The 18,926-nt window shown below is 30.7% G+C and carries 16 protein-coding genes; 12 read left to right on the forward strand and 4 right to left on the reverse strand.

Going from position 1 to position 18,926, the window contains the following annotated elements; genetic code table 11:
- From rfbA to rfbD, 3 genes are read left to right on the forward strand one after another with little or no spacing between them, the layout of a single operon-like run.
- Positions 1-858 carry a glucose-1-phosphate thymidylyltransferase RfbA gene (gene rfbA, locus M0M57_RS06685; protein WP_248436414.1) on the forward strand — a complete coding sequence of 286 codons (858 nt, stop codon included), beginning with the start codon at positions 1-3 and terminating at the stop codon, positions 856-858.
- 39 nt (positions 859-897) lie between these two features.
- Complete coding sequence (gene rfbC / locus M0M57_RS06690) at positions 898-1,449, forward strand: dTDP-4-dehydrorhamnose 3,5-epimerase (protein ID WP_248436415.1); 552 nt, start codon at positions 898-900, stop codon at positions 1,447-1,449.
- A complete protein-coding gene (rfbD, locus tag M0M57_RS06695; RefSeq protein ID WP_248436416.1) occupies positions 1,443-2,294 on the forward strand; it encodes a dTDP-4-dehydrorhamnose reductase in 852 nt (283 codons plus the stop codon). The genes rfbC and rfbD overlap by 7 nt, the downstream gene beginning before the upstream one ends.
- Before the next feature lie 75 nt (positions 2,295-2,369).
- Here the strand turns inward: rfbD and M0M57_RS06700 are convergent, their stop codons facing one another.
- On the reverse strand, positions 2,370-5,723 hold the full coding sequence (locus M0M57_RS06700; protein ID WP_248436417.1) for a CotH kinase family protein: 3,354 nt from the start codon (positions 5,721-5,723) through the stop codon (positions 2,370-2,372).
- A 211-nt stretch (positions 5,724-5,934) separates the two neighbouring features.
- Here M0M57_RS06700 and M0M57_RS06705 point away from each other — a divergent pair, with 211 nt between their 5' ends.
- The 3 genes from M0M57_RS06705 to rffA are packed head-to-tail and all read left to right on the forward strand — an operon-like array spanning position 5,935 to position 8,667.
- The gene (locus tag M0M57_RS06705) at positions 5,935-6,876 is read left to right on the forward strand and encodes a glycosyltransferase family 2 protein (RefSeq protein ID WP_248436418.1); all 942 of its coding nucleotides are present in this window, start codon (positions 5,935-5,937) and stop codon (positions 6,874-6,876) included.
- Positions 6,860-7,540, forward strand: coding sequence for a GNAT family N-acetyltransferase (locus M0M57_RS06710; RefSeq protein WP_248436419.1), 681 nt, complete (start codon positions 6,860-6,862; stop codon positions 7,538-7,540). The genes M0M57_RS06705 and M0M57_RS06710 overlap by 17 nt, the downstream gene beginning before the upstream one ends.
- Positions 7,537-8,667 (forward strand): dTDP-4-amino-4,6-dideoxygalactose transaminase, encoded by a 1,131-nt coding sequence (gene rffA, locus M0M57_RS06715; RefSeq protein ID WP_248436420.1) that lies wholly within the window; start codon positions 7,537-7,539, stop codon positions 8,665-8,667. The genes M0M57_RS06710 and rffA overlap by 4 nt, the downstream gene beginning before the upstream one ends.
- Before the next feature lie 16 nt (positions 8,668-8,683).
- On the opposite strand, the gene M0M57_RS06720 is transcribed toward rffA, so the two are convergent.
- Positions 8,684-10,180, reverse strand: a complete 1,497-nt coding sequence (locus M0M57_RS06720) for a glucosyltransferase domain-containing protein (RefSeq protein WP_248436421.1) — start codon at positions 10,178-10,180, stop codon at positions 8,684-8,686.
- A gap of 110 nt (positions 10,181-10,290) precedes the next feature.
- On the opposite strand from M0M57_RS06720, the gene M0M57_RS06725 reads away from it, so the two are divergent.
- The 3 genes from M0M57_RS06725 to M0M57_RS06735 all read left to right on the forward strand — a co-directional run bounded on the left by M0M57_RS06725 (position 10,291) and on the right by M0M57_RS06735 (position 13,442).
- On the forward strand, positions 10,291-10,827 hold the full coding sequence (locus M0M57_RS06725; protein WP_248436422.1) for a hypothetical protein: 537 nt from the start codon (positions 10,291-10,293) through the stop codon (positions 10,825-10,827).
- A gap of 120 nt (positions 10,828-10,947) precedes the next feature.
- A complete protein-coding gene (locus tag M0M57_RS06730; RefSeq protein WP_248436423.1) occupies positions 10,948-12,198 on the forward strand; it encodes an oligosaccharide flippase family protein in 1,251 nt (416 codons plus the stop codon).
- Positions 12,199-12,203: 5 nt separating this feature from the next.
- Entirely contained in the window at positions 12,204-13,442 is a 1,239-nt protein-coding gene (locus tag M0M57_RS06735; protein WP_248436424.1) for a hypothetical protein, read from the forward strand.
- Between the two features lie 4 nt (positions 13,443-13,446).
- On the opposite strand, the gene M0M57_RS06740 is transcribed toward M0M57_RS06735, so the two are convergent.
- Both M0M57_RS06740 and M0M57_RS06745 read right to left on the reverse strand, forming a co-directional pair.
- Entirely contained in the window at positions 13,447-14,607 is a 1,161-nt protein-coding gene (locus tag M0M57_RS06740) for a glycosyltransferase family 4 protein (RefSeq protein WP_248436425.1), read from the reverse strand.
- Positions 14,608-14,615: 8 nt separating this feature from the next.
- On the reverse strand, positions 14,616-15,392 hold the full coding sequence (locus M0M57_RS06745; RefSeq protein WP_248436426.1) for a 2OG-Fe(II) oxygenase: 777 nt from the start codon (positions 15,390-15,392) through the stop codon (positions 14,616-14,618).
- A gap of 167 nt (positions 15,393-15,559) precedes the next feature.
- On the opposite strand from M0M57_RS06745, the gene M0M57_RS06750 reads away from it, so the two are divergent.
- From M0M57_RS06750 to M0M57_RS06760, 3 genes are read left to right on the forward strand one after another with little or no spacing between them, the layout of a single operon-like run.
- The gene (locus M0M57_RS06750; RefSeq protein ID WP_248436427.1) at positions 15,560-16,666 is read left to right on the forward strand and encodes a DUF1972 domain-containing protein; all 1,107 of its coding nucleotides are present in this window, start codon (positions 15,560-15,562) and stop codon (positions 16,664-16,666) included.
- The gene (locus M0M57_RS06755) at positions 16,608-17,936 is read left to right on the forward strand and encodes an O-antigen ligase family protein (protein ID WP_248436428.1); all 1,329 of its coding nucleotides are present in this window, start codon (positions 16,608-16,610) and stop codon (positions 17,934-17,936) included. Before M0M57_RS06750 ends, M0M57_RS06755 begins: the two co-directional genes overlap by 59 nt.
- A gap of 3 nt (positions 17,937-17,939) precedes the next feature.
- Positions 17,940-18,923, forward strand: a complete 984-nt coding sequence (locus M0M57_RS06760) for a UDP-glucuronic acid decarboxylase family protein (protein WP_248436429.1) — start codon at positions 17,940-17,942, stop codon at positions 18,921-18,923.
- Positions 18,924-18,926: the final 3 nt, after the last annotated feature.

The raw sequence follows: 18,926 nt of genomic DNA on the forward strand, positions 1-18,926 counted from the left end.
ATGAAAGGAATTATATTAGCCGGAGGTTCGGGCACCAGATTACATCCATTAACATTAGCTGTTAGTAAACAATTAATGCCAATTTACGATAAACCAATGATTTATTATCCACTGTCAACATTAATGTGGGCAGGAATTAATGAAATTCTAATCATATCAACACCGCACGATTTACCTTTATTTCGTCAGCTTTTGGGTGATGGAAGTAAATTAGGCTGTCGGTTTGAATATGCCGTTCAAGAGCACCCTAATGGTTTAGCAGAAGCTTTTATTATTGGAAAAGAATTTGTTGGAAATGATAAAGTGGCTCTAATTTTAGGCGATAATATTTTCTACGGAACCGGTCTGGCCGAACTACTTCAAGCAAATAGTAATCCAGATGGCGGAATCATTTATGCCTATCATGTGCACGATCCAGAACGTTATGGTGTGGTTGATTTTGATGCGAGCGGCAAAGTGCTTTCCATCGAAGAAAAACCATCTCACCCAAAATCAAATTATGCTGTACCGGGAATTTATTTTTATGATAATAGTGTCTTAGAAATTGCGGCCAATATAAAACCAAGTCATCGCGGAGAATTAGAAATAACTGACGTAAACAAAGAATATTTGAATCGCGGAAATTTAAAAGTTAGTATTTTAGACAGAGGAACGGCTTGGCTAGATACCGGAACATTTCAATCATTAATGCAAGCCGGACAGTTTGTTCAAGTGATTGAAGAACGACAAGGTTTAAAAATTGGAGCAATCGAAGAAGCCGCATACAAAATGGGATTTATAGATTCAAATCAACTTAAAAGCTTAGCAGAACCGTTACTAAAAAGTGGTTACGGAACGCATTTAATGGGATTAATTTAATTGACACATTGACAAATTGTCAAATCGACACATATCACTATGAAATTTATAGAAACCAAACTCAAAGGTTGCTTTGTTATAGAACCAAAAATAATTAAAGACGAACGTGGTTATTTTATGGAAAGTTTTAATGAACGAACTTTTCAAAATGCCATAGAACAATCAGTACATTTTGTACAGGATAATCAATCTTTTTCTTCCAGAGGAGTGTTGAGAGGTTTACACTATCAAACCGGTGAATTTTCACAAGCAAAATTGGTTCGTGTAATACAAGGCGAAGTGTTGGATGTAGCTGTTGATATCAGACCAGGTTCTGCAACATTTGGACAATATGAAGCAGTCATTTTATCTGCCGAAAACCAAAAACAATTTTTTGTGCCAAGAGGATTTGCACACGGGTTTTTAGTGTTAAGTGAAACCGCCACTTTTTTTTATAAATGTGATAATTTTTATAACAAAGAATCAGAAGGAGGAATCATTTTTAATGATTCAACCATTGGAATTGATTGGAATTTTGAAACAGAAAAATTGATTATTTCCGAAAAAGACACCAATTTACCATCATTAGAAAACGCAAAAAAAGCATGGTAGTTTTAGTCACGGGTGCTAATGGGCAATTAGGGCAAGCTCTTCAATTCATAGCTCCAAACCATCCTGAAATTCAATTTGTTTTTTGTGATTCAACTAGCCTGGATATAACTAACTTAAACAATGTTGAACAGAATTTTAAACAACATAAACCCGATTTTTGCATTAATGCAGCTGCTTATACAGCCGTTGATAAAGCGGAAAGCGAACCCGAAAAAGCACATTTAATCAATGTTGTAGGAGCAAAAAATTTGGCTGAGGCTTGTAAAAAATTTGACACTATTTTGCTTCATATTTCTACTGATTTTCTGTTCGACGGAACCAAGGATTCTCCTTACACAGAAGAAGATACTCCAAACCCAACAGGCGTTTATGGTCAAACCAAATTAGATGGAGAAAAAGCGATTCAGGAAACGTTTGATAAACATTTTATCATTCGAACCTCTTGGGTTTATTCTCAGTTTGGCAACAATTTTATGAAAACCATGCTTCGTTTAGCTTCTGAAAGAGATAAACTATCAGTTGTAAACGATCAAATCGGAACGCCTACACATGCAGTGGATTTAGCTGAAGTTTTGGTAAAGATTAGCACTTCCATCTTCCATCTTCCATCTTCCAACCTTTTCGGTATCTACAACTTCTCCAACGAAGGCCAATGCAGTTGGTATGATTTTGCCAAGAAAATATTTGAATTTAACAATGTTAAAATCAATTTGGAGCCCATTCCAACCACCAGTTTTCCAACGCCAGCCAAACGTCCTGCTTTTAGTGTTTTGGATAAAACCAAACTAAAAAATGCATTTAGAATTGAGGTTAAACATTGGGGAGAAAGTTTAAAAAACACATAATTTTCTTTTTTTAAAAAACTAAAAAAGTCCAATGATTTATAATTTTCATTGGACTTTTCTTTGATATTAGTTTTATTACTTTTTTACAATCTTTTTAATTTCTTTTTTTCCATCCACTTCCAGTTGAAGAATATAAAGTCCGCTTTGAAGGTTGGAAACATTTATTTTTAATCCTTGTAAAAGACCGTTTTGAACCAATTTTCCATCTACAGAAAATAGTTTATAATCAACTTCGTTGTATCCATGAACAATATACAATTCTTCTGAAACCGGGTTGGGATAAATATTGAATTGAAGAGCTGGTATTGGATCTGCAATATCAAAAGTTTCTGGAACTCCTTTAATGCTAAAGTTATTGAATGTAACTCGATCACCATTGTCTTGTGTCATGTTTTCACCTTCAAAACGAAGACGAATTTTTAAGTTTGGATTATTGTTTACGGCTTCAATCGAAGAAAAATCAACTTCATACAATTGATATTCATTAAACAAACCAAAAGATGTTGTGGCTAACCCTTCGGTTGTCCAAACAGGAGTGTTTTCCAAAATAGAATAATCAACCAAGATAGCATCGGCGGCATTTTCATCTTTGGCAGCAAAACCAAGCAAAATATCTTTATAACCAAACGATGAAAACTCAAAAATCAACTGGTTTTCCATTCCATTATGCTGAAAAGGTTGTTTGATTTGTAAACCTCTCATATTTGCAGATTCAAATGGAAGATCGTTATTTGCTTCCGGAATATAATTCAAATCAGTTGGGCTGTTTCTACGTTCCATTGAAGCTTTTCGCCAATTTGGATGAGAACTGTCAAAAGGATATCCCTCTAAACACGATTCAAAACGAAGTAAACCATCTTCTACCATTTCAAATGAAGAATTAATCTCCGTTAAAGCGGTATCATTAGGAACAGAATTATCCATTACCCAAAAATAAATGGGAGCAATTTCTTCTTCTTCGCTTGGAATAAAATGAGCTGTAAGTTGAATATTTGATTTAGGGAAGATAGTAATCTCTGCTTCAGGACTAACAGAGGCTCCCGACCAATGACTGAAAACATAACCTGGTTTTGCAATTGCTTTTAATGTAATTGGAATGTTTTTAAAATACACTCCCAACCATGGATATGGGTTTTCTTGAACACCAGGAGTTGTTGGTAGGATTTCGATGGTGTTTATTTTGATGTAGCCGTGATCTTCGTCGGAAACATTGATTTGAACACCTAACGTTGATTCAATTTCAAATTTTTCCAGAATATGATTGCGTTGATGTGCCGGTCTTTCGTTTGAAAATTCGATCATCACATCGATGTTTGATTGCCATTGTTCCATAGAACCAATCGTGCTCCAACGAAATCTGTGTTCTTGAATTTCTGCTTCTATACCGCTTTTCATTTCATTAATAATACCGATTACTCTTTCGGGTAAATAGGTTGTATTTAGTAAATCTGCAAAACGATTTATAAAATTGTTTTTAAAAGCAGTGTTTTCTAGTAATTTTCGTAAAATCAACGTTGACCATTCCGGATTTGTATTTTCATCACCATCTATTGAAGTTGCAAATGCTAAGGTATTATGTTCATAAGATTGGGATCCACCATCGCCGCCAAAACCAAAATCTGTATCTTTTAAAACCCATCGCCATCTGCCATCTTGACCATAAGGAGCATCGGGTTCATATTGTTCAGTTCTTTTTCTCCAAAATTCAATATTATTGTGTGGCCAATCAGTATTTCGAGCATAAATATTAGCAATAAAATGGTCGGTATAATTTTCCGTATCCATTTGAGTGGCAACATAATTATAATTTGCAACGTGATTGAGATTGTTATTTTCAATAAACCCTAACATAGCAGCATAATGTTCATAATCGCCTTCTTGAACCAAAAAGCCGTTGTATTCTAAGAAATCCAAATCGCCGTCTGCAATGTTGTAAACACGTTCAAAATAATGACGGTCAAAGCGTTCTCTCATATTTAAAATTCCCCAATATTCCCCATTTAAAAATGTAATTGTTGGTTGATAGGCTTGTGTGTCAAAATTTAAGTGATTAACCGTTCTTTGTATAAAAGCATCTCTAAAATAAGTGGATGAAACATCATTACCGGAGTTTCTTAATATTAATCGTTTGAAACTTGAGTAGGATGAATTTTCAAAAAACGTGTGATTAAAAGTGCTACTACCATATTCTGAACGAGCATATAAGCGAAGCGATTTATTTGGAGAAATTCTTGTAAAACCACCATGAATTCTTACACCAATGTTTTGGTTAATAATTTCATTTCCATTTTCAAAAAAGCTAAAGTGGGCTTTTTTTTCTGTTTCATCGCCGCTGCGTTTATAGTTTGCATTAGACCACAAAGCATCTACTGTTGGATTTTCTAAACGCCAATCATCAAAATCTTTTCCGGCAACATAAATTCCGTTTTCATAATCAAAAAAATGTTCTTCATCTAGGCTAATAGAAACTACAGGAATGGTATATCGGTTTGATTCTTCGGGAGAAATGAAATAGGTTTTTGTAATTGTTTCACTAGAAAGAGTGCCCTCCTTTATGGCTTTTGCTCTAACTACGGTTCCTTTAAAAACAGGAAAGTCTGGAATATAAAATGGATTTTGGTGAAATGTGGAAGAAATTGAGGCAATTTTGTTGGGTAATTCACTGCGATCAACAATTTCAATTGGAGCATTGTAATTTAAGGTTGAAAATGATTCTTCTAATAATTCGCCTGTTTCTTGTCCTGAAAACTCTTCATACTGATTTTTATAGAGATATGATTTTCCGCCTAAATTTTCTGCCTTAGGTTCAGATCCGTCGAGGGAATAAAGTATAGTAACTTCTGGGTCGGGATGAGAAATTGTAAGTGTAAAACTATCATTGTAGAACCCTGAATTTATCGAAAATTGAGGTGCACTCAATTCATCAGCAGCACCTTCACTAGGATTAAATGTCCCAGGCGTTGGTTCCTGAAAAATCAAAAAAGTTGATGAGCCACTTGGAGCTCTGCCGTAAGAAAAATTTTGAGGAATCACGATTGCAGGAACTTGATCTGCAATGGTTCCGTCAGGAAAAGTTAGCGAAATCGTTTCTCCCCCTGCACTGATAGCAAAATTGGTGTGAAGAGGAAAATCGGGATTAGTTCTGTTTTTGTTAGAACACCAAACCAGCAAATGTTCTCCGGGTTGAATGGAATAATTAGGAAAAACCCATTTAAAGAGATTGTCATTATCTGATAATCCGTAACCTAAAAGGTTAATGCTCTCTGTTCCGTTGTTGTAAAGTTCTACCCAATCTTCATAACTTCCATCATCATCTGTGTTAACGGTTGAATTGGATGTAATGATTTCGTTGATAACAATGTTTTGGGCTTCTACACTAAAAAACAAAAATAGTAAACAGACGAAAAAGATCGTTTTTTGTAATTTCATGGGTGGTTAGATATTAGTAGGTATTTTGCAAAAATAGTTAATTTTTTTTAAATGGATTTTTACTACATATTTCCAATCTTTATTTTTTTGATTTGTTGGATAAAAGGAAAATATAAAATACATTTGGAGCACAATAGAATTAATAGTGATTATTATAATCATGATGTTTTGATTTTGAGAAATTAGTTTTTATATAAAAAAAAATCAACTTTTGAAATTATCTATAGTTTCTCCGGTTTATAGAGCTGAAAAAGACTTAGAAGAGCTAATTACAAGAATAAAAAAAGCTGTTCCATCAGATGTTTTTGCTCTTGAGATTATTCTTGTGGATGATTTTAGTCAGGATAATTCATGGAAAGAAATTGAACGTTTATCGGCAATTCACCCTGAAATTATCGGAATTAAATTAAGTAGAAATTTCGGTCAACATTATGCCATTACTGCAGGTTTAGATCAGATTAGTGGAGATTATGTTGTGGTAATGGATTGTGATTTGCAAGACAAACCGGAAGAAATTCCAGCATTATTAGAAAAAGCAAAAGAAGGTTTTGACATTGTTTTAGCCAGAAGATTTAACCGACAAGATTCGTTTCTTAAAAAATTATTTTCAAAATTATTTTATAAAACCCTAGGCTATTTAACCGGATCAAAACAGGATGAAACGGTGGCTAATTTTGGAGTTTATAAAAAAAATGTCATTACAGAAGTTTGCAATCTTAGAGAAAGCATTCGCTATTTTCCAACAATGGTAAAATGGGTTGGTTTTAAAACGGCTTATGTTGATGTGCAACACGCATCAAGACAACAAGGTGAGTCTAATTATAACCTAAAGAAGATGCTCAATTTAGCATTAGATATTATTTTAGCCTTTAGCGATAAACCGCTTAGACTCATCATAAAACTAGGAATGTCTATCGCATTTATTTCTTTTCTGATGGCTGCCTACGCTATTTACAGTAAAATATCAGGAGATGTTTCAGTTTCAGGATATGCCAGTTTAATAACAAGTATATGGTTTTTAAGTGGCTGTATATTAATTACTTTAGGAGTTATAGGTCTATATGTAGGGAAAATATTTGAAGGAGTTAAAAACAGACCAATCTATATCATTGAAAGAAAGGTTAACACTGTTGAAAATGACAAAGATAAATAGACTGGAATGGGATTCTGATTTTTTTAATTTGGAGGTTGGAGAAATTGTTATTAATTCTTCAAACAAAATAGAACTTGGTGATTTTGATTTAGTTTATGTTAAATCGACTGAAAAAACAACAATTGAATTGAACGGTTTTGAAAAAACACATAGTGAAACCAAAGTTGTTTATTTTAAAAATTTAGTAAATCTCAATCCAATTGATAGTCAAGTTATAGAACTTTCTGAGACAAATTATTCCATAAAGGAACTTAATCAATTGGCTTTTGAAAGCGGAAATCATAGCCGATTTAAACTGGATAACAGAATTGAAAACAGAAAATTTGAAGAATTATACGAATTGTGGGTAAAAAATTCGATAAATAAATCATTTGCTGATGAAGTTTTCGTCAATTTACATGAAACAATAATAGCGGGATTTGTAAGTTATAAAGTCGTTGATGATTATGCTACAATTGGTTTAATTGCCGTTTCTAAAGAATTTCAAGGAATTGGAATTGGAAAGCAATTACTTTGTAAAGTTGAAAATGAATTAATAAAAAAAGGAATTTACGAATTGAGAATTCCCACACAAGAAGAAAATTATCAAGCTTGTGGATTTTATGAAAAGCTTGGATATAAAAAATTTGAAACAACTAACATAAGCCATTACTGGAGAAAATGATTCCATTTAACAAACCTTACCTAACCGGTAACGAAACAAAATACATCGAAGAAGCCGTAAAATCAGGAAAAATTTCAGGAAATGGAATTTTTACCAAAAAGTGCCAACATTTCTTTGAATCAAATTATGGAATAAAAAAAGCATTACTCACAACTTCTTGCACCGATGCTCTCGAAATGGCGGCCATTTTAATCAACATCAAAGAAGGTGATGAAGTGATTATGCCATCGTATACCTTTGTTTCCACTGCCAATGCCTTTGTGTTAAGAGGAGCAAAGATTGTTTTTGTCGATAGCCGAAAAGATCATCCAAATTTAGATGAATCCAAACTTGAAGCATTGATTACATCCAAAACAAAAGCGATTGTTCCTGTTCATTATGCGGGAGTTGCTTGCGAAATGGACGCCATTATGGCATTGGCTAAAAAATACAATCTTTTTGTGATTGAAGATGCCGCTCAGGCTGTTGATAGTTATTATACCGGAAAAGATGGAGTAAAAAAAGCATTGGGCTCCATTGGGCATTTAGCTGCATTTTCATTTCATGAAACAAAAAATATTATTTCAGGCGAAGGAGGATTGTTGGCCATTAATGACGAGCAATTTGTAGAACGTGCAGAAATTATCTGGGAAAAAGGAACCAACCGTTCTGCTTTTTTTAGAGGTGAAGTCGATAAATACGGTTGGGTTGACATTGGGAGCTCATTTTTACCCTCCGAAATTATTGCCGCTTTTCTTTGGGCTCAGCTTGAAAATTTGGAAAAAATTCAATCTGTCAGAAAATCACATTGGGAAAATTATTATTCAAAATTAAAAGATTGGGCATTAGAAAATCAAATAGAATTACCAAGAACACCCAATTATGCAACAAACAATGCACATATGTTTTATCTAATTTGCAAAGATTTGAATCAGAGAACAAAACTAATAGAGCACCTTAAAGAAAAAGAAATTTTAGCAGTTTTTCATTACATTAGTCTTCACAAAAGTCCATTTTATTCCTTAAAATATAATGGAAAACCATTGTTAGAAACAGATAGATTCACAGATACTTTAGTAAGACTACCACTTTTTTATGAACTAAACTTTGATAAAGTAATTGATGTTTTGGTTAAATCTAACTTATAAATTCAATTCCTTGGAGTTATTCGAAGTAAAGAGGCAAACCTTTTTGATTTCCGAGTTTTACCACCACCACATCGTTAAACATTTTAATAGACTCATGGTTGGGCCAAATAGGCATGGTGTTGATTGAGTCTTTAAATTGATCAAATTTTTCTTTAGAGTCAATCATTTTATAATCTGCAACGTCTGCACCTTTAAAGAAATTTACAATTCTATAATTATTACCGTTATCCCATACAAATATAGAGCCTCCAAAAATTTCAGAATTCTTTAATCTAAATTTTTCGTGGTATTCATAAGGAAAATAACCATAGAAATATATAACTTTTTCAGTTGTAAAAAAATCAGGATATTTAGATTGAATTACAGCATCAATTTTTTCCGCTATATTTTTATCCTGCTTATATATCTTATTTGCGGAATAGAATAGATTTGTAACAAAGTAAACGTTTGTAAAGACAGCTATAACCAAAATAATTTTTGTTGATAACAACTTGTTTATTTTGAAATAATTGATTGTAAAAATAATTATAAAAGCAAAAACAAGACTGGAGGTTAAATATAAACGAGGAGGATGATACCCATTTGTAATAATAGATGACATTAAAAATGGTATCAACAAAATAGAAAAAAGAGATATAATGCGAAGAAAAGTATGTTTCTTGTCTAAAACAAAGCGAACAATCAGAAAAAGGCTAGATAAAGAAACTAAAAAGAATGTTTTTCCGCCATAATAAAAACTACCAACAAGATTTTTTAACCATATAGAACAAAAATTTAAAAAATGATTATCAGATTCACCAGAAACAAAAGAAGAAAGATATCCACTTCCTTCGATAGGGGGACAAATAATTTTTACAGAAATGTAATAAAAAATCAATGAGCTAACAAGAACACCAACAAAAAGCATTATGTTTTTTAACTCATCTCTTAGTCTAAAAGATTCTTTAAAAGTGTTTTGAAAAAATAAAATCGCATAAATAACAGCAGGCACAAAAATAAAGGCCTGATACAATGAAAGTGTAAACATTAAAATTAATGCTACAGATAATAATTGAAATGATTTTTTTGTAATGGATTTTTCATCATGACTTTTCAAAAAAAGTTCTACACTTAAAACAGATAAAAGCACTCCTAAAGCAGCAATATCAGCCATCATGCCAAAAACCACTTGATAAGCTATTTGAGGGAATGATATAAACAAGGCACAAAAAATATAGGCAGACAGACCTTGAAATTTTAATAAATTTGTTAGCCTTGTCGCAGCTACACAGAACAAAAAAAGACTTAGTAAAAGTGAAAAATACTGCAAGTGTCCTTTAAACAAATGATACCTAATTAAGTTTTGCCCCCATCTTCCTAAATCTAATCCATAATCTGGAAAAATTGGAATCTCATTATCTATAGTTAATGTAAAATTTGTAAGAGCAAAACCATAGGTGATTATTGCAATAAAAAATGAAAACAGAAATAATTTGATAAGACTTTCTTCCTTAGTGTTCAGTGAATTTAACATAAAAATTTTTATGAATTAGGGTATAAAATTAAATTTGTGTATTATTAATTTAATCATTTATTTTACACAAGATTTAGTAAATATATTGAAACACTTTAATTAAACAAAAAATGAATTTAAAATTTTTATTACTTGTCCTTGTTTTGGTTGTAGTAAGCTGTAAAAATGAGCCAAAAAACCAAACAAATGAAGTTAATAATCAAGAAGTTGTGGCCAACACTTTTAAAGTAACTATTAATGTGGTAGTTAAAAACAATGATGATTTTTGTTTATTGTATACAGAAGACGGGTCATTAAATTTTGAAAAAGGTATTTGGAAAGAAGTAAAAGGAAATGAAAACGACCAAAACATTGTTTTTGTTTTACCAGAAAAAGTTCAACCTTCTCAATTAAGATTAGACTTAGGTAAGAATCCAGAACAACAAGATATTGTTATAAAATCGATTAGTTTTGAGTATGGATCCAACAGCAGAGAGATAAAAGGATTTGAAATGGGGGTTTTCTTTAGAGCGGATGATACAAAATGTACTTTTGATTCTAAAACAGGAGTAGTTAAAGCACTAAGCGTAGATGGTGTTAGACAAATCCCTTCTTTATATCCTCTTGAAGCTATACAAGCTAAAGAGCTACCTAAGCTTTATCAGTAGATAGTAAATTGATTTTTTTTCATACATAATATTTAACCCCGCTTTTTTAGTTTATTAAAGTGGGGTTTAAATTTTTATCTCCTGTTTAGAAATAGTATTTTTACAATCCAACAAAGAATTTTGAAAATTATACAAACAATTAAAAATAACAAACAGTTTCAACATTTTTCAATTTATGGAATTGGGCAATTCTTTAATTTAATTTTACCATTTATTGCTATTCCGTACATTATTTCAATTTGCGGCGAAGAAAATTTTGGAAAGATTGGTGTCGGGCTTGGGATTGCTTTTTTTTTATTAGTTTTTATTGACTACGGAACGGATATTTTAGGGGTTAAGTACATTGCAATAAATCGAGATGATAAAAAGTTAATTGGCGATTATTATAGAATAGTTTTCTTATCAAAAATTTTTCTGACTTTGATTGTGATTTTTTTAAGCACACTTTCTTATTTTTTTATCCCCTATTTTAAAGAAAATCAAAATACCTTATTACTTGGCTTTACCATACTAATTAGTCAATTACTAAATCCAATATGGGTTTTTCAAGGGTTAGAAAAGTATAACTGGATTACATTAATTAATGTTTCCTCAAAAGCCCTCTATTTGGTTTTTATATTTTTATTTATCAAACAAGCTGAAGATTATGTATTTGTTAACTTCTTTTTTGGCCTTGGCCTGATTATTCCCAACACTATTGGAAGCGTAAAAATCATCAGATATTTTAAAGTAAACCTATTAGATTTTTCAAAAAATGATATTAAAAGTTACTTAAAAGAAGATTTTTCATTTTGTTTTTCTCAACTTTTTATTGCGTTAAAAAATTATTCTCCAATAATTGTAATTGGTTATTTTAGTGGTTTCAAAGTTGCGGGTTACTATAAAATTATTGAGCAAATTATTATGCCAATTAGAACCTATCTTCAAGTTTATTTCAGATTTTTTTACCCAAAATTAAGTTATAAACTAGCATTAAACTCTAATCAAGGAATGTCTTTTTGGAAAAAAATTAATTTATATAATTTTATTCTAATTATATTTCTTATAATTTCAATTTATATTTTTTCTCAAGAAATATTGAAAATATTTAAAGTTGACGATTCCGTTATCAGAGAACTTTCAGACACGTTAAATTTCTTTTTAATTTACCCATTAATCTTCACTATTACTTTTGCATTAGAAATGTTATATTTCATCATTGGTAAACGAACAAACTATGTTAGATATGTTATTTATACAGTTATGCTAAATATTTTGTTGATGTGTTTATTAACTCCTAAATTGGAAATTGTTGGAGTGATAGTATCTTTAATTGTTTCAGAATTAATTTTAATAGTTTTATATTTGACGAGCTTAAAAAAAGTGAGATAACATTCATGAAAATAATTAAATCTGAAATATTTTTTATAGTTTTATTTATAATAAATGTTGTTATACCAACTTTTAATAATTTTGAATTAACATTTGCAACATGGAGCATTTCAGCTTTATTAACGATACAATTTAGATATTCTGTTGGTATATTAAGGCTAGTTTTTATAAAATTAATCATAGTTTTTATCGCATTTGTATCAACGCTTTATTATGATTATTCGGATTACAAAATCATACGCGATTTCACGTATTTATTTAAGCCAATTTTAGGACTTTTAATTGGTTATCAACTATTAAAAAGGATCAAAACAGTCAATCCTTTTTTAATGATTGTTTATGGAAGTCTTGTGTTAGCAATTATTCACTTCATAATACTTTTTGTTAGTTTTTTTGTTTTCAATATTTCTTCAGTTAATAATATAAGAACCTACGGAGGTTATTTTAGTGATTTTGAGGTTTATGGATTAGTAATTCTATTGTTTTCAAATAAGTTAAACGTGGAATTATCCAAAAAAAGAAAATTATATTTTATCTCTATAATAGGACTTTCTGTTTTAGTATATTTTGCAAGAACAAATTTTATTCAATTAGCTATTTTATGTTTTTCTCTGTTGGGCTATTTTAAACTAACACTTAAAAGTTTTAGAATATTAACTGCATTTTCATTTGTAATAATTCTTAGTTATGCAGCTATTTATCATAGTAATCCAAGAAGAAATAGTAGAGGTTTAGAATCTTTTTTATATAAAGTAAAAATTGCTCCAATTGAACCTTTTAAAACAAAAATTAATCAAAACGATTGGAAAGAATTTAATGACAATTATAGATCTTTTGAAAATATTATTACTGTAAGACAAGTTACTTATGAAGGACAAAGAGCAATATGGTTTGGCAAAGGATTGGGTTCCTTTATTGATATAGGTAGAGAAATGTGGACAAATGATGGAGAGTATATTAGATACGTTCCTACACTTCATAATTCTTATATGACTATTTTGTTAAAATCAGGTTTAGTAGGCGTTTTTTTGATGTTAATTTTTCTTTTCTATTTACAAAGAAAAAATAAATTAAATTACCCGGAAATTGTGAAACTAAATAACTTGCTGTTAGGAACTGCAGTTTTTCTAATTCTATCAAATTGGGTTTTTATGGGACTTTATTTTAAAGTAGATAATAAAGCAATAATAATTGGCTATTTAATTGCTTACAGGGAAGAAATACAAAAAAAATTAGATCTATAATTTTCTACAACATCATTTCGTATTGTTTTTTAATAAGGCTAGTATATTTTTCAGTCGAAAATTCCTTTATCACTCTTTTGTATCCATTCTCTCCATAACTAGAAATTAAATTAGGGCTCTCTATCAATTTTTCAAGAAATATACTAAGTTCTTCTGAATTATTTGCATCAAACAAGTAGCCGGTTTCTTCATGCACAACAATCTCTTTTAACCCGCCTAAGTTTGATGCCACAACTGGTTTTTTAGAAAGCATTGCCTCGGTGGCAACCAAACCAAATGATTCAGGTTCTTTGGAAGGCACAACAACAATATCTAGGGCATCATAATATTTCCAAATTTCTTTTTTAAAGTCCAAAATAGTAACCTGATTATCTAGTTTATAATCAAAAATTTTAGCTTCTAATTTTTCCAAATAGTGTTCTTGTCCTGTGGGTGTAGAGCCAATATACACCAAATGAATATTTGAGTGTTTTTTTGATAATTCAAAAAATGATTTCAACAACACTTGTTGTCCTTTTAATCTGCTAATTCTTCCAACAAGACCAATGACAATAGTTGAATTGTTTTTAATTTTAAATTCATTTAGCCTTAAATTTTTCTTTTGTTCATCTGTTGAAAACGATAAATTCCTATTTTGACCATTATGAATAATTGATGACTTATAGTCAATGTTTTTTTTATATTTGTGAAACTGTTCAAAAGTAGCCTTTGAATTAAAAATGATTCTATCCGAAAAAAAACAAACTATTTTAGGATACCATTTAGCCAAAATTTTTGGATGCACAATTATTTCATGAACATGCCATAGATGCTTTTTGTTTAAAAGAAATGAGAAAAAGGCTCCGATAAATACAGAAATCGCATTAGAATGAACAAAAGCAATCTTTTTACCTTTTAATTCTTTTTTAATTTTATAGATTGAAAAAATCGTTTCAAATGGAAGTTTTAGAAAAAAAATTGGTTTAAGAATACCTCTTTTTACTTTTATGACAGACGTATGAATTACTTGTATGTTCATTTCTTTGAGAATTTCCATTAGAGGGCCATTTTCATGTAACACTACTATAGGATTATATTCCTTTGGATAATTTTCAAGTAATTCTAAAAGAGCTTTGTCTGCACCATATAACTCAGCAGATTGATTGATAATTAAAACATTTTTCATCGAAAAAACTATTGATTCTTTGCCGTAGCACTTCCAAAAAACTTATTTTTTGTTTTTACTAAAAGATTATAATTTTTAGCAAACAGTTTTTTAAATGCAGAAGCATCTTCTTTTGGAAACCAGTCAGTCGTTCTTGGTGTTTCAATAAAGCGTTCATGAATTTGATAAGCGTATGTAGCAATTGATGTTCTAAATCTTCCATCAGGAAAATTAGTCATATCATAGCCATGCAAGGTATAAGGACCACATTGTTGAATAATAAGTCTATTGAATGGAACTTCTAATTCAGCCTCTTCGTTAGTTCGTAAATCTTTAATTTTTAAATGACCTTTGTATTCTGGTTTCCAATCTTTATTTAAGTATAATAGCAAGTTAAGTTCACGGTACCAGTTTTTGTTGATAGGATGATAATTAAAATCAAGATGCATATCTAAAAAACTATTTTTCTTTCCTTGATGTAATCCTCCACCAAAATTTTTAGGATCAACAAATGTTTTTTTTGCCGTGATAAAAGCTAATATTTTATTAAACCTCTCGGAAGATAGATCGTTATAAAGTTCCAAAAATTCTGGACAAATTTCCTTGTAATTTGATTTTTCAAACTTATTGTTGGCAAACGAATAGTCTCTACTTTTATTATTCAACTCAGGAACCGAAGCATAAGCTTTGTCTAGTTTATTCTCATCACAAAAATCATCTATGATAAGATGAGGAAAAGGTTGTGCTGCAAGATATTGAATGCGGAGAGCATCTAAGTTTTTTTCAAGTTGTTCAAAATTAATCATGGATAGCATTTTTTAATTAGTAGCAAAAATAGGGATTTATGTTTATATAAGAACATGACAAAAATCATTATTCTTTATAACAATAGTAGAAAATTATATATAAACATCAAAAAGTAAAGAGAAACTCCCAATTTTATCTATTTTTGCCGTTGGAAATTTTTTTATAAATGAAAATAGCTATACTCGGCACCCGAGGAATACCAAACTACTACGGAGGATTTGAACAATTTGCAGAATTTTTTTCAGTATATCTGGTTCAAAAAGGGCACGAGGTATATTGCTATAACTCGCACAATCATAAATTTCAAGAAGAAACATTTCATGGTGTAAACATCATTCACCAACACGATCCTGAATACAAATACGGTACTTTTGGTCAGTTTATTTACGATTATAATTGCATAAAAGATTCTCGTAAAAGAGATTTTGACATTATTTTACAATTGGGCTACACCAGTAATTCTATTTGGTATTTTCTTCTTCCAAAAAAGCCAATCATCATTACCAATATGGATGGTATCGAATGGAAACGTTCTAAATACAGTCGTCCAGTGCAACAATTTCTGCGTTTTGCAGAACGACTCGCAGCAATTAGTAGTGACTATTTGATTTCTGATTCATTGGGAATTCAAACTTTTTTGAAAAAAAGATACAAAAAAGATTCTACCTATATTGCTTATGGAGCCCATCCGTTTAACAATCCAAACGAAGCAATTTTAGAACAATATCAAGTTAAAAAAGAAAATTTCAACATGATTATGGCTCGGTTTGAACCCGAAAATAATTTAGAAATGGTGTTAGACGGTGTAGTAAAAAGCAATGATTCAACTCCAATCTTAGTTGTAGGAAATCACAATACCAAATACGGAGAATACTTAAAGAATAGATACCAAAATCATGCTTCTATACGGTTTATGGGAGCAATTTACAACTTAGAACATCTTAACAATCTACGCTATTTTTCAAAACTTTATTTTCACGGTCATTCTGTTGGCGGAACAAACCCATCTTTGCTCGAAGCAATGGCTTCCAAAGCACTGATTTTAGCTCACAACAATGATTTTAACAAAGGAATAATCAAACAAAACGGCTATTATTTCGCTAATGCCGAAGAGGTAAAAAATTTACTGCTCACTATCAAAAAAAATGATAACTTGCAATTTATTCAAAACAACTTTGAAGCCATTGTAAACGAATTTAATTGGGATAAAATAAATGGAGAATACCTCAGTCTTTTTGAGCAATGTATGGCACGATCTAAAACAGGAAAATAAAGAACATTTTTCATTTATTCCTTTTTTGCTTTTACTCTGTACCATTCCAATGCCATTAGGAATAAATAATGTTTGTTTAAGTATATTTCTCTTTTCTGTTCTTTATAAGTTCAAAACGTTTAAATTTCAGTACTCACTTTTATTGGTTATTGCACTTTTTCTGCTGATGATAATCTCTTATTTCTGGAGTATTGATGCTAAGGCAACCCTAAAAGCCATTCCCAAAGAAATTGGATTGTTACTAATTCCACTATGTTTTATGATTATGAGGCCGTTTTCAAAAGAACAACGGCAAAAAATCATAAAATACTACAGTTATGCCATGGTAATTTATGTGGTTTTTTATTTAATCAAGGCTATTGTGAGATTTTTATTGTCTAGCGATACAAATGTGTTTTTTTATCATGAATTAGTGACTAAAGAAGTAAACGCTATTCACGTTTCGGTGTATGTTTCCATTGCCTTTTTTTACTTTTTTACAAAAGAAATCAAATCTAAAGTAGATACAATTATTACTTTATTGCTTTTTGTATTCATCTTTCTTTTGTCTTCCAAAAACATCATTATTGTTTTTATTGTTTTAATATTAATAGAGTTTTTCTTTTTTTCAAAAAGCGGACATAAAATGAGAATGCGAAATCTAATCGTTCTTGGTTTAATTCTCGGTTCATTTTTATTTATAGGAAAAATTAAAGATAGGTTTAAAGCAGAATTTCAATCAAATACAGAAAAAAGCATTAGCCACACCGTTTTAGATTTAGATAAAAGTTTAGAAGGTGTAAACGTATTAAGTATTAAAGAAGCTTGGACCAACGAAAAATTCTCCCCCAACGACTTTTTCCCCGGAACAGCTTTTAGAGTATATCAAGCCAGAATGTTTTTTGAACTATTTCAGGAGGAAAATGTTTTTTGGACAGGCTATGGCTTAAATGCATCCTATAAAAAACTAGAAGAAAAAGCTATTCAATATGATGTTTTTAGAGGAAATGAAAGTCAAGAAGGCTATCAAAACAAAAACTTTCATAACCAATATATTCAAAATTTTGCTGAACTTGGCTTCTTTGGTTTTTTGATTTTAATAGTTTTACTCGTTTTAAATTTAAAAAATGCAACAAAAAACAAAGATTTTGTGCAAATTGCTTTCGCAATTCTGATGATAAGTTTATTTTTGACAGAATCTTTTTTATGGAGACAACGAGGCGTTATGTTTTTTAGTTTGCTTTACTGTCTTTTTAATGCAAAAGATTTTTTTGCCCCTAATAAAAATTAAAATATGAAAAGAATACTTATAACTGGAGCAGCCGGGTTTTTAGGCTCGCATCTTTGTGATCGATTTATTGCAGAAGGATATTATGTTATCGGAATGGATAATCTAATCACCGGAGATTTAAAAAACATTCAACATTTATTTAAAGAGAAGAACTTCGAATTCTATCACCACGATGTTACAAAATTTGTATTTGTTCCAGGGAAATTAGATTATATTCTTCATTTTGCATCGCCTGCCAGTCCAATTGATTATTTAAAAATTCCTATTCAAACCCTAAAAGTAGGTTCATTAGGAACCCATAATTTGTTGGGATTGGCTAGAGTAAAAAAAGCTCGAATTTTAATTGCTTCTACATCTGAAATTTATGGAGATCCTCTGGTTCATCCACAAACAGAGGAATATTACGGCAATGTAAACACCATTGGGCCACGTGGGGTTTATGATGAAGCAAAACGTTTTCAAGAATCAATTACCATGGCCTACCACACTTTTCATGGTTTAGAAACTAGAATTGTTCGAATTTTTAATACATATGGTCCGCGAATGCGATTAAATGATGGACGCGTAATTCCCGCATTTATCGGTCAAGCGTTACGCGGAGAAGACCTAACTATTTTTGGCGACGGAATGCAAACACGCTCTTTCTGCTATGTAGACGATCAAGTGGAAGGAATTTACAGATTACTTTTATCAGACTATAATTTACCGGTAAACATTGGTAATCCAGACGAAATAACCATCAAAGATTTTGCCGAAGAAATTATAAAACTTACCGGAACTACTCAAAAAGTAGTTTACCATCCATTACCTATAAACGATCCGCTACAAAGACAACCGGATATTACAAAAGCAAAAGAATTATTAGGTTGGGAACCAAAAGTTTCAAGATCAGAGGGGATGAAAATAACCTATGATTATTTTAAAACACTTTCTACAGATGAACTTTTAAAAGAAGAACACAAAGACTTCTCAGGATTCATTCATTAAAAA

It is taken from the genome of Flavobacterium azooxidireducens (genome assembly GCF_023195775.1).
GTDB classification, from domain to species: domain Bacteria; phylum Bacteroidota; class Bacteroidia; order Flavobacteriales; family Flavobacteriaceae; genus Flavobacterium; species Flavobacterium azooxidireducens.

Coding starts and splice junctions, on each gene's coding strand:
- rfbA (WP_248436414.1), top strand. CDS start 1: ATGAAAGGAATTATATTAGCCGGAGGTTCGGGCACCAGATTACATCCA.
- rfbC (WP_248436415.1), top strand. CDS start 898: ATGAAATTTATAGAAACCAAACTCAAAGGTTGCTTTGTTATAGAACCA.
- rfbD (WP_248436416.1), top strand. CDS start 1,443: ATGGTAGTTTTAGTCACGGGTGCTAATGGGCAATTAGGGCAAGCTCTT.
- M0M57_RS06700 (WP_248436417.1), bottom strand. CDS start 5,723: ATGAAATTACAAAAAACGATCTTTTTCGTCTGTTTACTATTTTTGTTT.
- M0M57_RS06710 (WP_248436419.1), top strand. CDS start 6,860: ATGACAAAGATAAATAGACTGGAATGGGATTCTGATTTTTTTAATTTG.
- rffA (WP_248436420.1), top strand. CDS start 7,537: ATGATTCCATTTAACAAACCTTACCTAACCGGTAACGAAACAAAATAC.
- M0M57_RS06720 (WP_248436421.1), bottom strand. CDS start 10,180: ATGTTAAATTCACTGAACACTAAGGAAGAAAGTCTTATCAAATTATTT.
- M0M57_RS06725 (WP_248436422.1), top strand. CDS start 10,291: ATGAATTTAAAATTTTTATTACTTGTCCTTGTTTTGGTTGTAGTAAGC.
- M0M57_RS06735 (WP_248436424.1), top strand. CDS start 12,204: ATGAAAATAATTAAATCTGAAATATTTTTTATAGTTTTATTTATAATA.
- M0M57_RS06740 (WP_248436425.1), bottom strand. CDS start 14,607: ATGAAAAATGTTTTAATTATCAATCAATCTGCTGAGTTATATGGTGCA.
- M0M57_RS06745 (WP_248436426.1), bottom strand. CDS start 15,392: ATGATTAATTTTGAACAACTTGAAAAAAACTTAGATGCTCTCCGCATT.
- M0M57_RS06750 (WP_248436427.1), top strand. CDS start 15,560: ATGAAAATAGCTATACTCGGCACCCGAGGAATACCAAACTACTACGGA.
- M0M57_RS06755 (WP_248436428.1), top strand. CDS start 16,608: ATGGAGAATACCTCAGTCTTTTTGAGCAATGTATGGCACGATCTAAAA.
- M0M57_RS06760 (WP_248436429.1), top strand. CDS start 17,940: ATGAAAAGAATACTTATAACTGGAGCAGCCGGGTTTTTAGGCTCGCAT.